Raw genomic sequence first — 13,285 nt, forward strand, 5'->3', positions numbered from 1 at the left:
GCGGTCACACCGCCCGCTCATCGTCTCAAGTCCTATTCGGCAGCCTGCCTCAGGCCCGCCTGGCAAAGCGCCCACACCTTCTCAGGAGAAGCCGGCATCGACACAGCGTTGCTGCCGATCGCATCCGTGATCGCATTGATCACCGCAGGCGGAGACCCGATCGCTCCGGCCTCCCCGCAGCCCTTCATGCCGAGCGGGTTGCCAGGGCACGCCGTCACATGGGTCGACAGCTGATAGGACGGAACATCATCCGCACGCGGCATCGTGTAGTCCATGTAGGAGGCCGTCAGAAGCTGACCGCTCTCGTCATAGGCCGCATTCTCAAGCAGCGCCTGGCCAATGCCCTGCGTGATGCCGCCATGTACCTGACCTTCCACGATCATCGGGTTGATGATGTTACCAAAGTCATCTGCAGCCACAAAGCTCACAACCTCCGTCTGACCCGTCTCCGGGTCCACCTCGACCTCGCACACATAGGTCCCCGCCGGGAAGGTGAAGTTGGTCGGGTCGTAGAACGCCCCCTCCTTCAGACCCGGCTCCATGCCCTCAGGCAGATTGTGCGCCGTATAGGCCGCAAGCGCCACCTCGGTGAAGCTCAGCTTCTTGTCTGTGCCGGCCACTTTCAACTCGCCGCCCTCGATCTGGATGTCCCCTTCCGAGGCCTCCATCAAGTGTGCCGCGATCTTCTTCGCCTTCGCCTCGACCTTGTCCAGCGCCTTCACAACAGCCGACATGCCGACCGCGCCCGAGCGGGACCCGTAGGTGCCCATGCCGAACTGGACCTTGTCCGTATCCCCGTGCACGATCGCAACCGCATCGCTGTCAAGGCCGAAGCGCTCGCTGATCAGCTGTGCGAAGGTCGTCTCATGGCCCTGGCCATGACTGTGGGAACCGGTCAGAACCTCAACCGTCCCCACCGGGTTCACACGAACCTCGGCAGATTCCCAAAGACCCACACCGGCACCAAGAGATCCGACCGCCGCTGACGGCGCAATCCCGCAGGCTTCGATGTAACAGGACAGGCCGATCCCGCGCAGCTTGCCACGCGAGGCCGCTTCCGCCTTGCGCGCGGCAAACCCGTCATAATCGGCCGCCTTCAGCGCCGCATCCAGCGTCGCATCATAATCGCCCGCGTCATAGCACATGATCACCGGTGTCTGATGCGGGAACGACCGGATGAAGTTCTTGCGCCGGAACTCGGCCGGCGACAGGCCGACCTCGCGCGCCGCTGTCTCCATGATCCGCTCAAGCAGATAGGTCGCCTCAGGACGTCCGGCACCGCGATAGGCATCCACAGGCGTCGTGTTGGTATAGACCGTCTTCACATTCGCATGGATCGCCGGGATGTCGTATTGCCCCGACAGCAGCGTTGCATAGAGATAGGTCGGAACCGACGACGAGAACAGCGACATGTAGGCGCCCAGATTGGCAACCGTCTTCACCCGCAGGCCGATGATCTTGTTGTCCGCATCCAGCGCAAGCTCGGCTTCCGAGCGGTGATCGCGGCCATGGGCATCCGTCAGGAACGCTTCCGTGCGGTCCGATACCCACTTCACAGGCCGGCCGACGCGCTTCGACGCCCAAAGGCACACCATCTCTTCCGGATAGATATAGATCTTCGAGCCGAAGCCGCCGCCCACATCAGGGGCAATCACGCGCAGCTTGTGTTCCGGTGCGATGTTGTAGAACGCCGACAGGACCAGACGCGCCACATGCGGGTTCTGGGACGTCGTATAGAGCGTATAATGCTCCTCGGCCGCATCATAGCCGGCAAGCGCGGCCCGCGGCTCCATCGCGTTCGGAACAAGGCGGTTGTTGTGGATCTCCATCCGCGTCACATGCGCGGCACGGCCAAACGCCTCGTCGGTCGCCCCCGCATCACCGATTTCCCAGTCGTAGATCAGATTGCCTTCCGCTTCCGGATGGATCTGCGGCGCGCCCGCCTCAAGGGCTGCAAGCGGATCAACAACCGCAGGAAGCTCCTCATAGTCGACAACCACCGCATCGGCAGCGTCCCGCGCCTCGGCCTGCGTGTCGGCAATGACAACCGCAACAGCCTGGCCCACATGGCGCACAACCTCAGGCTCAAGCGCCCGCCAGCCGCCCATCTTCATCGGCGTGCCGTCCTTGGAGTGGATCATCCATCCGCAGATCAGATTGCCGACACCGTCGCCCACAAGCTGATCGCCCGTCAGAACCGCATCCACTCCCGGCATCGAAAGAGCCGCACTGGCATCGATCCCCGTGACCTTCGCATGGGCATGCGGCGAGCGCACAAAGGCCGCATAGCCCATGCCCGGCATCGCCATGTCATCCGTATAACGGCCACGGCCCGTGATGAAGCGCTTGTCCTCCTTGCGCAGAGCCCGGGCGCCAATCCCTTCAACTGCCATCATCTCTCTCCCAAATACTGCTCCGGATCAAAAAACTCCGGATGGTCTCCTCCGACCGGTCTGCCCGGCCCGCGTCTTCTCAAAGGTCGGTTCCAGACCGCCTCTGCCGGCTCCCTCCGGCAGATCAAAGGCGTCCCGCCTGACCCATAAATCCGTCGTGTTCCTAAAACCGGGCCCTCACTCGGCCGCCTGCGCCATGCCAGCCATCTGGTCGGACGCCGCCTTGATCGCCTTGACGATGTTCTGATACCCCGTGCAGCGGCAGATGTTGCCTTCCAGCTCGTGCCGGATCGTTGCCTCATCAAGATTGCCCGCACCGTGACGGTTGATCATGTCAACCGCGCTCATGATCATCCCCGGCGTGCAAAATCCGCACTGAAGACCGTGATGCTCCCGGAACGCCGCCTGCACAGGATGAAGCGCATCCGCGCTGCCAATCCCCTCAAGCGTCACCACCTCACTGCCATCCGCCTGCGCCGCAAGCATCGTGCAGGACTTCACCGCCTTGCCGTCAACATGCACAACACACGCCCCGCATTGCGACGTGTCACAGCCAACATGCGTTCCCGTCAGCCCCCGAACATCCCGGATCAAAGACACAAGCAACGTCCGGTCCTCGACTTCGGACGAAACGGTCTTCCCGTTCAATACCAAAGATACTTTCGACATAAATCTCTCTCCCTCATGGAACCTCTCGGGCCAAAGCCCAAATAGCCGGTTTAACACCGTGTTCTGCGGGTCCTGACAGCAAACGCCACCAGAACCGGATCATTCCAAATCTGTCGCCAAAGGGTCAACTGGCAAGCGCAAGAACAACAATCAGCGCGCCAAGCAGCAAAAGACCCCACACCATCGGTCCGCCAAACGCATTCCGACCCGCAGCATCCTCCAAATTCTCCTCTGCCTTGTGAAGACCCTCCTCAACCTTGTGCTCAGCCTCGCCAATCGCATGAAGGACCTCGCCCGGCGCCTCCTCAAGCGCGATCCGCTTGGCCTCCTCGGCAACACCCTCATCAAGACCATCGGCAAGATCCGCAGCCGAAGGCTCCGAAGACCCGGCAGAAACCGCCGGCGCCGATCCCCCGACCTGCTCGCTAAACCGGGAGAAAAACTCCTCGGCCATCTTGCGCGCCGTGGAATCAATCAAACGGCTGCCAAGCTGAGCAAGCTTGCCACCAACCTGAGCCTTCGCCTCGTAACTCAAAACCGTCGCATCACCATCTTCAACCAGACGGATGTCCGCCGACCCCTTGGCAAAACCGGCAACACCGCCCTTGCCCTCGCCAACAATCGTGTAACTCTCCGGCGCAACAACATTCTCAAACGTAACAGACCCTTTGAACTTCGCCTTGACAGGACCAATCTTCGACGTAACCGAAGCCGACATCTCATCATCCGAAATACGCTCAAGAACTTCACAACCAGGTATGCACAAACGCAAAACATCAGCGTCATTCAACGCTGACCAAACAGAAGAACGATCTGCCTGAATAACTTGACTGCCTGATATCTCCATGTCCTCCCCATCGATCGTTTTCGGCAAGTTGCAAGCGACAGGAAAATACACAGGGCTGCAGCTGTACACTGTACTTTAGGTCGGGTCTGCTTCCCGGCTTTGCAAACACACCGGTCTGAAGCTACATTTTGGGTTCGGCGACGGCAGTTCCGGCAAAGGAACGCCGCCTCCTGGGAGGAAAAATTGAACCCAAAAACTGGGACGCGATATGCCTGCGGGGTGGTCGTTTTATCGGCCGGCCTGCCGGATGAAGAGAACTTCTGGGCTGAAATCGATGCAGCTGCCAGGACGGGCCGGTATGCGCAGGCTCTGCTGTTTTTTTCGCAAGACCAGTTCCCGGCAGACATCATTCGAAACCGAATGGCCCATCATGCCGATGGCCTTGCCTATGCCGCATGTTCCACTGCCGGTGAGATAGGCGGTTCGACCGAAGGGACCGGGCAGTGCCTTGCGGTTCTGTTTCCGAAAGATCAATTTTCCATAAACGCTGTGCGTATAGACGGCATCCGCTCGATCGGCTTCGATCGTATCGTTGCCCAGGTCAAGGACGCGCGCCAGGTGTTCGACGCCGACGTGGCCAACCGTGCCGCTGAAACTGAACAGGGCGACGCCTTCGCCATCTGCCTGATAGACGGACTGTCGGTTGTCGAGGAAATGATCACCGCCGCGCTTCACTGGGCGCTGGACGATATCCCGCTGCTCGGCGGATCGGCCGGCGACAGCATGCATTTCAACAAGACCTCGCTCATTTTGAACGGCGAAATCAGCGATGATTGCGCGATCGTACTGTTTTGCAGATCAGCTGTGCCATTCCGGATTTTCAAGACCGACAACTTTGTGCCGACGGAACGCAAGCTTGTCGTCACAAGATCCGATCCCGAGCGACGCATCATCTATGAATTCAACGCCGCAGAAGCAGCTGGGGAATATGCCCGAGCCGTTGGCATCGATCCGGGTTCGCTGTCTCCCATGAGTTTTGCCTCTCATCCGCTCGTTGTTCGTGTGGGAGGCGAGTACTATTGCCGCTCGGTGCAAAAAGTGAACCCAGACGGATCGCTGTCCTTTTTCTGCGCTATCGACGATGGCATTGTTCTTACAGTCGCCGAACCGACAGGCATGACGAAGTCCACGAACGAGGCCTTTGAAGGTGTTGCAAACGAAATCGGTCCGGTCGACTTCGTCCTCGGCTTTGATTGCGTGCTGCGCCGGATCGATGCCCAAAACCGGCAGGCAACACAGCGTATCCAGAAGATCTACGAAAAATACAATGTCGTCGGATTCAACACCTATGGTGAGCAATACCTGTCGATGCATCTGAACCAGACCTTCACTGGGATCGCCTTTGCACAACAGGCCTCTATCGCGGGAGAAAAGGCATGAGCCTGTCCGATATCGACGATGCTGCCAGGCTGAAGAAAATAAATGCTGCGCTGGTTGACCGCGTAGAGCAGGCGATGGACCAGCAACGCAACGCCTTTTCCCTGTTTCAAACGGCCATTTCCCTGGAAGGACAAATCCGGCGCCGAACGGACGAGCTCACATCTGCACTCAGACGCTTGGAGGAGACAAACATCGAGCTGGCGCGCCAGAAAGACATTTCTGAACGGGCCAACCGGTCGAAAACGGAGTTTCTGGCTGCCGCGAGCCACGACATTCTGCAGCCGCTCAACGCGGCTCAACTGACCATCTCCTCCCTTCACGAACTTCAGGTGTCCGATCAGGCGCGTGCCATGGTCAATCAGGTCGAGCGCTCGCTCGACACAATGAACGAGTTGCTCAGGACCCTTTTGGACATTTCGCGTCTCGATGCCGGTGTTACAACACCGCGCTTCACATCGGTCCCGATACCCCCGATCCTCGACAGTCTGCTCTCAGACCTCAGGCCGATTGCGGAAAAGAAGGGATTGCGTCTACGTGTGGCCGTGACGAACGACTGTGTCTACACCGACAGAGTGATGCTGCGCCGAGCCCTTCAGAACCTTATTGCCAATGCCATCCGGTATACAGACAGCGGCGGCGTCCTGATCGGCACCAGACGCCGTGGCGACGACATTTCAATCGAGGTCATCGACACAGGTAGTGGCATCCCCGAAGACCAACTGGAAAAGATCTTTGAGGAATTTCACCGGGGACCGCTGTCTCGCGGTGATGGCAATGCCGACACTGGAACGGGACTGGGGCTCGGTCTTGCCATTGTTCGAAGGTTGGTAACCGCCCTGAAACACGATGTGAGCGTCAGATCCAGTCCTGGACATGGCAGCGTTTTCCGGATCAAGGCCAAGCGATCCGAAGCACCTGCGGAACCAACCGGTGCGGAGCGCACCAAACTGATAGCAATTCCCGTCAATGCCAGCCTCAAAGGCAAGAAGATCCTGGTCATTGAAAACGATCCGGCCGTCCTTGAGGCCATGGAAGGGCTGTTAGCCACGTGGGGATGCATCTACAGGATTGCCCGCTCATGCGACCAGACCCTTGAAGCCGTCGATGCGGTTTCATGGGTGCCCGATCTGATCATTGCGGACCACCATCTGGATTTCGGAGACCTTGGCACTTCGACACTTGAAAAGCTGTTTGAGCTCCTGCCGTCGCGGGTGCCCGCGATACTGGCGACCGCCGATGCCTCTCAAGGTGTCATCGACAGAGCGCGTGAGCTCGGTGTCGAACATCTGACAAAACCGGTCAAACCGGCACAATTGCGCGCTCTGGCAACGCATCTGATCAACAAGGCGGGTTAGCACAAAGTGCCGACAAGGCACCTGACCTGTTCTGCCTGTGCAACTACTGACGCCATTTCGCGCGCCTCAATCGGAGGGAGGCGCAAACGGGGCAACGGTGCCCAAGGCCTCGAGTTTCTTGACCTCGATGACCACCTGTGTCCGGCTTGAAACGGCCAGTTTTCGCAGGATTTCAGAGACGTGTGCTTTCACGGTCGTCTCCCCTACCTGCAACTCATAGGCAATCTGCTTGTTCAACAAGCCGTCACAAATCATGTTGAGCACCCGGATCTGCTGAGGTGTCAGACTGGCCATCCTCTCGATCATCCGGCTGGTCTCTTCATCAATCGATTCTTCCACGCCGTCTTCATACGATTCAGGCAAGTAGACCGCACCGCTCATGACTTGCTGAATGGCCTTTGCCAGAATGGTCTTTTTGGAAGATTTCGGGATAAAGCCTGCTGCGCCATAGGCCATGACCTGGGCAATGATCGCCTGGTCTTCAACTCCGGATACAACGACGACTGGTAGCTGAGGGTAGTGAGTTCGCAAGTGCAGAAGGCCCTCCATTCCCGTCACGTCCGGCATGGAGAGATCGAGGAGGGCAAGATCGAACCCGGGCCTAGCATCCAGAAAACGGCAAGCATCTACCAGCGAGGCAGCGCCCAGGGCATCGGACCCTGGATAAGCCAGCTCCACCGCACTGTGCAGCGCCTCGCGAAACAAGGGGTGATCATCGATGATCAGAAATTTGGTCACATTGTCTGTCCCGCCTCGCAGGTCCTCTTCCTCCGTTGTGGTGTTGGTCCCTGGTAACAATTGTCAATCGCAATATCTTGGCCTGTTCGCAAGCAGTTGCCAACAGTTTCGAGTGCTGATCAGCTGTGTTCAGCTTCGCGCCCAAATGATCCTGAATGGTATTCGGAAGCATAGATGATTCGGCCCAAAATGCATTTGGCCTGGAAATTCTTTGATTGACGACCATCAGCAAAGAATTTCAAACCCGAATACAAGCATTTGTGATGACTATCACACCGACCCGCGCTTCCCTTAGGTAAACTTCGATTAGATAAAGCTGCTGCTGTGCCCAATAGCTTGGGAATTCGCATTCGCGTGGGCTGAAGACTGAATACCGATCGAAAAGGACCGGGTCATGATTACGATAACTTCACCCTCGATGTGCCTGAATGACGCGCGTTCGAACCGCATATACACCATGGACGTGACCAAGAGGGTCAGCGCGACCGATACTCAGCGCGAGATTGTCGATATGGTCGTTGCCGCAGCAAGCCGTGTCGAAGGCGGCAAGATTGAAAACCTGGTGCTCAACGCTCATGGGTCGCCGGGAACATTTCACATCGGCACAGGATTGAGTTCAAGCACCATGTCGCCCTGGTCGGATGTCCGTGACAAGGTTTTCAAAATCTGGTTCCGCGGCTGTCTTGTTGCCCGGATTGCCGGAGAACACACCTCCAGCCACGGAGACGGTTCCTATTTGGAGGCTCGGGGCCTGAATTCCGGCAACGGACACTCCTTTATCAGTGCGTTTGCCCGACTGACCGGGTGCTACGTCGTTGCGCCGACAGAAATTCAGAGCGCGGCGCGTCAACGCTCCAGTTATCCGCGGGGTCAACTCGACAGTTACGAAGGACTGTTGCTTAGTTACGATCCGCAAGGGCGGATCAGCTGGCAGCAACGATATCCTTCACTGCACAGCTACAACAATGAAACGGGCACTGTACGGCTGCCCAACAGCGAATAGCCAGATGTTGTTCCGTTGACCCCGGGGCTTCAGACACCCGGGTTTTGCCGGTAGCTTTGCTCTAGTTCGATCAGCCGCTGCTTGCGCCAGAGCCCGCCGCCATAACCTGTGAGCGATCCGTCTGATCCGAGCACTCTGTGGCACGGGACAACAAGTGCGAGCTGGTTGGCACCGTTGGCCCTGGCGACCGCCCTCACCGCATCCGGCCTGCCGATGGCATTTGCAAGTTCTGAATAGCTCCGCGTTTCGCCCGCGGGGATCGTCAACAGCTCACGCCACACATCCCGAGTGAAGGCGGAGCCGTGCAGCGCAAGCCTGGTTTCAAAGACGCCGCTTTGTCCCTCAAAGAACCGGTCCAATTCCTCTTGGATCTGGTCGGTGGTTGCAGTCCTGCCAAAGCCAATCTCACCCTTGGCATAGCCCTGCAGTTTTTTGAATTCGGCCGGCAGAGCCTTGCGGTCGAGAAACTCCAGAAGGTGCAACTGCGACTGGTCAGTGACGGCGACCAAAGGACCGAGCGGTGAAGACACCCAGTCGGCAACCAGCAACGGGTCTTTGGAAAAAGCACCCGGTGCCTGTCCGAGAATTTTCGCGAAGGCCTGTCGAAAGGCGCTCGGCGAGCCAAAGCCCGCTGTGATCTGCGCCTCGATCACTTTGCCTCCACCGGCCAATGTCGAAAACCCTTCCTGAAGGCGCCTCTGCCGCGCCATCTCCAGAAAGGTCATGCCGAATTGCCGTTTGAATGCGCGCCGTACAGTGGATGGATCAAATCCGAGGTGTTTCAGATCCGGCTCGCCCCAACGATAGGCGGGTCGCTTTTCAAGCGCCTCTATGAGTGGTTTGACCACCGGATCCGCACTCGCTTCGGGTGTTGTTGGCTTGCAGCGTTTACATGGCCGAAAGCCGGCGTCAAAGCACTCTGCAACCGTCTCATAGAAGGTGCAGTTGTCCCGTTTCGGCTTCCGTGCGGGACACGTCAGACGGCAAAAGATGCCTGTGGAAGACACACCAACGAAGAAGCGCCCATCGTAGGATGCATCGCGTTCCTGAAGCGCTTCATAAAGCGTGTCAAAACCTGGATTGAACTTCAACATACGCGGAGACTAATCCGACTGCCCGGCAGATGCAGCCGGAAATCGGGCGCATATTGATTTCTTGGAACTGTCCCTACCTGTAGACCTGCTCTTCACCCGGAAAACTGCGTTCCTTCACTTCATCCGAATACGCTTTGACAGCGGCTTCGATCTGCCCCCCAAGATTGCCATAGACCTTGACGAATTTTGGCGGTGTCGGATTGAGGCCGAGCATGTCTTCCAAAACCAGGATCTGACCGTCGCACGTGGCAGAAGCGCCGATACCAATTGTCGGGATGGGAATGCCTTTGGTGACCTGAGCTGCCAGCGGCTCCACCATTCCCTCCAGCACCAACGCAAATGCACCGGCCTCGGTGACTGCTCTTGCATCTTCAAAATGCTGTTCCCAGTCATCTTGCTGACGCCCTTGTGTCTTGAACCCGCCCATGACATGGACAGACTGCGGTGTCAGGCCGATATGTGCCATGACCGGGATGCCGCGTTCCGTCAGAAAGCGGATGGTCTCTGCCATTCGAACCCCGCCCTCCAGTTTCACTGCTCCGCATTGGGTTTCTTTCATGACACGCGCAGCATTCCGGAACGCCTCAGACGGACTTTCTTCGTAGGTGCCAAAGGGCATATCCACCACGACGAGAGCTTGCCTGGTGCCACGGACCACGGCCTTGCCATGCATGATCATCAGATCGAGCGATACGCCGACTGTCGACTCCATGCCGTGCATCACCATGCCGAGGCTGTCGCCGACGAGAATGAAATCCGCGTATTTATCGACGATGGCGGCAGTGTGCGCATGGTAGGAGGTCAAAGAGACGATGGGATCGCCGCCTTTGCGCTTGGTTATCTGAGGGGCCGTGATCCGGCGAACGGGTTTTTGCGCGCTCATGCGATTTCCTTTCCAAGGAGCTTGATCTTTTCGGGGACGCTTTCTCAGGCAGGCGCAACCACGCGCTGGTCGATCAACAATACCGTGTCGAACCGGACAGCCAACAACACCACCGCCGGCCGATCCAGACGGCCACCCAATTCTGCAAGCGTTTCAGCATCCCGGATGTCGACGCTCTTGATTTCTCCAGACGGCGCCTTTGCAAGCTCTTGCCGGACTGCCTTTTCAAGAGCGGCAACGTCAGGCCCTGACTTTGCAAGCCCGTCAGCCAGCTCGAGGGATTTCGAAAGGGCAAGAGCTTCCTGACGATGCCGCGCATTCAAACGAACATTGCGTGATGACATTGCCAGTCCGTCCGGTTCGCGCACTGTTGGGTGGCCAACAACATCTATTGGCATGTCAAGATCGCGGACCATCTGCCGGATCAAGGTGAGTTGCTGGTAATCCTTTTCACCAAATACCGCGATATCCGGAGCGACAATGTTGAAGAGCTTGCTGACAACCGTCGAAACGCCGCGAAAATGTCCCGGTCGCAATGCGCCTTGCAAGATACCCGAAAGTCCTGGCACCTCGACAAATGTGTCTCCACCAGCACCGTACATTTCGTCGACATCCGGTGCGAAAACGGCATTCACATTTTCTGTAGTCAGCAACGCCAGATCGCGTTCTTCGTCGCGCGGATAGGTGTCCAGATCCTCACCCGCGCCAAACTGCGTGGGATTGACAAAGATGCTGGTAACCACCCTATCAGAATTTTGCAGCGCCATCCGCACAAGGCTTAAGTGCCCTTCGTGCAGATAACCCATCGTCGGCACCAGTGCGACGCTCTGGCCGCTTCGCTTCCAATCGCGCACAGTCGCCCGCATATCCGCCTTTGACCGGCAGATGATCATTGCGCACCCTCCCTGGACCACGGCTGCTCTCGACAGCATCTTGCTTTTCGCAGGTGCAACATAGGGGGACAGTTTCTGAAGGTCCAGTGGCCAAAGGAAGCAAGCCAAATGCGGTTTGCCTGCCAAAACTCAGTGCCTGGAACCGCATGATTTCTTTGGCTCACGGACATGTGCCTTGCAGCCTTCATGTCAGGTGCGAAAAATCGTCTAGCGTTGCGACCGAGGCCTAAACATGCGTGTATTCCTGTTCATATTTCTCCTTTTTCTGCTGCCACAGGCCGCCGATGCGTGCGGATCCGAAACACCGTGCGAAATTCCGGGCGGTTATTATCTGGCGGCCGCCCCTGAAGACTGGGACAACAAGACGCCGCTTCGACTCGTGGTCTATTTTCATGGTTGGAACAGCTCACCAGAGGCGACTTTTCGAAACAAGGCCATGGTCAATGGCGCGACCCGACGAAACGCACTGTTTGTCGCTCCATTTGCAAAAACCGGATACTGGCGTCAGATCGGCGACGGGCGGGCTGAAAGCGGACGCGATGAAGCTGCATATATTCGCGCCGTTTTGGACGACGTTCGCAAGCGCTGGCCGATAGATGAAAGGCAAACCTTGGCCTCGGGCTTTTCACGCGGGGCTTCAATGGTCTGGAATGTCGCCTGCTACAGCGGCAACCTTTTCCGCGCTTATGCTCCCATTGCCGGTGGTTTTTGGCGATCGAACCCGGAGACGTGCCCTGCCGGGCCGGTCAATTTGCGCCATATTCACGGCCTTGCCGATGGTGTTGTCGCCTTTGACGAGATCGGGATTTACAACTCCATGCCAATCACCGAAGGCTTCGACATTCTGTCTGAGACAAATGGGGTTAAGGGCGAAGCGCGCGAAGTGGCAAGCGGTGATCAACGGCTAACTTGCTCACGCTGGGACAAAAGCGACAGCGGACGCGTTCTTGAACTTTGCCTTCACGAACGCGGTCATTCGATCCCCGCCGAATGGGTTGCGCAAGGTTTAGACTGGCTTGAAAGCCTTCCTGAAGGTTCATGACGTCGAAACAATTGCGTCAGTTTTAACTGCTCCCAAAGCCGTGCCAATTGGCCCGCGCCTGGCTGCGCTTTGCAGCCCTGGTGACATTCGAAGAAGGACAGTTACAAGTCTTTCTCATTGAAAGTTGGCTCGCTAAGATGACGTCACAAATCCCACTCTTCCAATCTTGAGAAACACGCCATCATGTACGAGCCCAGAGGAAACGGCAAAGCAAGGTCCGTGCAATCCGTGACGTTTGCCGAGGTGGAACCTCCGGACCACCTGCGAGACGTCGTGCATCGTTTTCTGGAACTCAGAACGAAAGAGAACCTTGGAGAGGACTACAGCTTTCACGCCCTGCCCGATGCATGCACTTATGCTGTCTTCGACCAGCTTGATGCATCCATTGCCGGTGTGACGCGACTGCAGGCGACTTCCGAAGAACTCAATCTTGGAAAACAGTTTCACTACGTCAATATCCGGTTTTTGCCGGGGGTCTGGCAATCCGAAAAGGAAAAGAGTTCCTACGGCATGGTTGCAGAGCCTTATACGGGCGACCTTCAATTGGCTGAACTCAACCATCAACTTGTCAAACAGAACGACTTCACCGCGAAACAGTCATTGCTCACCGCGTTTGTCGAGAGGCTTCTCGTCAGCGAGCATGTTGTCGCGAATCCTGTGACTGAAAAAATCTTTCGCCAGCTGGAGCAGATACACTCTGTTGCCGACATGGCTTCGTTCGCGCATTTGTCGCCGCGTCAGCTTCAACGCGTTCTGAAAAAGACGCTGGGTTTCACACCACATGATTTTCTGAAAGTGCTTCGGTTGCAGCAATCATTGAAAGGCGAGCCATCACTGTCTTATGCGGATCAGTCTCACTTCATTCATTCTTTTCGAAAGGCGACCGGATACACGCCTGCCCGATATTCCCGCAAGTTCGATGTCTGAAATCTACAATACAGGCAATTTGTAGATCGATAGGTAAATGGCATGTTCAACACGACCAAAT

At 57.2% G+C, this 13,285-nt stretch carries 12 protein-coding genes; 5 read left to right on the plus strand and 7 right to left on the minus strand.

Annotated features, from left to right (window positions below; all coding sequences use genetic code 11):
* Window positions 1-32 precede the first annotated feature (32 nt).
* The 3 genes from ACZ1HV_RS12840 to ACZ1HV_RS12850 all read right to left on the minus strand — a co-directional run bounded on the left by ACZ1HV_RS12840 (window position 33) and on the right by ACZ1HV_RS12850 (window position 3,909).
* Entirely contained in the window at window positions 33-2,393 is a 2,361-nt protein-coding gene (locus tag ACZ1HV_RS12840) for a xanthine dehydrogenase family protein molybdopterin-binding subunit (protein WP_298966984.1), read from the minus strand.
* Between the two features lie 177 nt (window positions 2,394-2,570).
* Entirely contained in the window at window positions 2,571-3,062 is a 492-nt protein-coding gene (locus tag ACZ1HV_RS12845; protein ID WP_152501626.1) for a (2Fe-2S)-binding protein, read from the minus strand.
* Window positions 3,063-3,186: 124 nt separating this feature from the next.
* On the minus strand, window positions 3,187-3,909 hold the full coding sequence (locus ACZ1HV_RS12850) for an SRPBCC family protein (protein ID WP_472718293.1): 723 nt from the start codon (window positions 3,907-3,909) through the stop codon (window positions 3,187-3,189).
* 183 nt (window positions 3,910-4,092) lie between these two features.
* Here ACZ1HV_RS12850 and ACZ1HV_RS12855 point away from each other — a divergent pair, with 183 nt between their 5' ends.
* Window positions 4,093-5,289 carry an FIST N-terminal domain-containing protein gene (locus tag ACZ1HV_RS12855; protein ID WP_298819136.1) on the plus strand — a complete coding sequence of 399 codons (1,197 nt, stop codon included), beginning with the start codon at window positions 4,093-4,095 and terminating at the stop codon, window positions 5,287-5,289.
* Window positions 5,286-6,644 (plus strand): ATP-binding response regulator, encoded by a 1,359-nt coding sequence (locus ACZ1HV_RS12860; RefSeq protein ID WP_472718294.1) that lies wholly within the window; start codon window positions 5,286-5,288, stop codon window positions 6,642-6,644. Before ACZ1HV_RS12855 ends, ACZ1HV_RS12860 begins: the two co-directional genes overlap by 4 nt.
* A 66-nt stretch (window positions 6,645-6,710) precedes the next feature.
* On the opposite strand, the gene ACZ1HV_RS12865 is transcribed toward ACZ1HV_RS12860, so the two are convergent.
* Window positions 6,711-7,382, minus strand: a complete 672-nt coding sequence (locus ACZ1HV_RS12865; protein ID WP_472718295.1) for a response regulator transcription factor — start codon at window positions 7,380-7,382, stop codon at window positions 6,711-6,713.
* 394 nt (window positions 7,383-7,776) lie between these two features.
* On the opposite strand from ACZ1HV_RS12865, the gene ACZ1HV_RS12870 reads away from it, so the two are divergent.
* Complete coding sequence (locus tag ACZ1HV_RS12870) at window positions 7,777-8,385, plus strand: hypothetical protein (protein ID WP_298819130.1); 609 nt, start codon at window positions 7,777-7,779, stop codon at window positions 8,383-8,385.
* Window positions 8,386-8,414: 29 nt separating this feature from the next.
* Here the strand turns inward: ACZ1HV_RS12870 and ACZ1HV_RS12875 are convergent, their stop codons facing one another.
* The 3 genes from ACZ1HV_RS12875 to panC form a co-directional block, all read right to left on the minus strand.
* Window positions 8,415-9,479 carry a bifunctional transcriptional activator/DNA repair enzyme AdaA gene (locus tag ACZ1HV_RS12875; protein ID WP_472718296.1) on the minus strand — a complete coding sequence of 355 codons (1,065 nt, stop codon included), beginning with the start codon at window positions 9,477-9,479 and terminating at the stop codon, window positions 8,415-8,417.
* Between the two features lie 73 nt (window positions 9,480-9,552).
* A complete protein-coding gene (gene panB, locus ACZ1HV_RS12880) occupies window positions 9,553-10,362 on the minus strand; it encodes a 3-methyl-2-oxobutanoate hydroxymethyltransferase (RefSeq protein WP_298819126.1) in 810 nt (269 codons plus the stop codon).
* Between the two features lie 44 nt (window positions 10,363-10,406).
* Window positions 10,407-11,255, minus strand: coding sequence for a pantoate--beta-alanine ligase (gene panC / locus ACZ1HV_RS12885; protein WP_298819163.1), 849 nt, complete (start codon window positions 11,253-11,255; stop codon window positions 10,407-10,409).
* A 232-nt stretch (window positions 11,256-11,487) separates the two neighbouring features.
* Here panC and ACZ1HV_RS12890 point away from each other — a divergent pair, with 232 nt between their 5' ends.
* Entirely contained in the window at window positions 11,488-12,297 is an 810-nt protein-coding gene (locus tag ACZ1HV_RS12890; protein WP_472718297.1) for a CE1 family esterase, read from the plus strand.
* Window positions 12,298-12,480: 183 nt separating this feature from the next.
* The gene (locus ACZ1HV_RS12895; RefSeq protein ID WP_472718298.1) at window positions 12,481-13,224 is read left to right on the plus strand and encodes an AraC family transcriptional regulator; all 744 of its coding nucleotides are present in this window, start codon (window positions 12,481-12,483) and stop codon (window positions 13,222-13,224) included.
* Window positions 13,225-13,285 lie beyond the last annotated feature (61 nt).

Source organism: Roseibium sp. JB4-4, from assembly GCF_055693425.1.

What these genes read in the sequence shown, in the direction of transcription:
- ACZ1HV_RS12840 (WP_298966984.1), bottom strand. Translation starts at nt 2,393, where the DNA reads ATGGCAGTTGAAGGGATTGGCGCCCGGGCTCTGCGCAAGGAGGACAAG.
- ACZ1HV_RS12890 (WP_472718297.1), top strand. Translation starts at nt 11,488, where the DNA reads ATGCGTGTATTCCTGTTCATATTTCTCCTTTTTCTGCTGCCACAGGCC.
- ACZ1HV_RS12870 (WP_298819130.1), top strand. Translation starts at nt 7,777, where the DNA reads ATGATTACGATAACTTCACCCTCGATGTGCCTGAATGACGCGCGTTCG.
- panB (WP_298819126.1), bottom strand. Translation starts at nt 10,362, where the DNA reads ATGAGCGCGCAAAAACCCGTTCGCCGGATCACGGCCCCTCAGATAACC.
- ACZ1HV_RS12860 (WP_472718294.1), top strand. Translation starts at nt 5,286, where the DNA reads ATGAGCCTGTCCGATATCGACGATGCTGCCAGGCTGAAGAAAATAAAT.
- panC (WP_298819163.1), bottom strand. Translation starts at nt 11,255, where the DNA reads ATGATCATCTGCCGGTCAAAGGCGGATATGCGGGCGACTGTGCGCGAT.
- ACZ1HV_RS12895 (WP_472718298.1), top strand. Translation starts at nt 12,481, where the DNA reads ATGTACGAGCCCAGAGGAAACGGCAAAGCAAGGTCCGTGCAATCCGTG.
- ACZ1HV_RS12850 (WP_472718293.1), bottom strand. Translation starts at nt 3,909, where the DNA reads ATGGAGATATCAGGCAGTCAAGTTATTCAGGCAGATCGTTCTTCTGTT.
- ACZ1HV_RS12845 (WP_152501626.1), bottom strand. Translation starts at nt 3,062, where the DNA reads ATGTCGAAAGTATCTTTGGTATTGAACGGGAAGACCGTTTCGTCCGAA.
- ACZ1HV_RS12875 (WP_472718296.1), bottom strand. Translation starts at nt 9,479, where the DNA reads ATGTTGAAGTTCAATCCAGGTTTTGACACGCTTTATGAAGCGCTTCAG.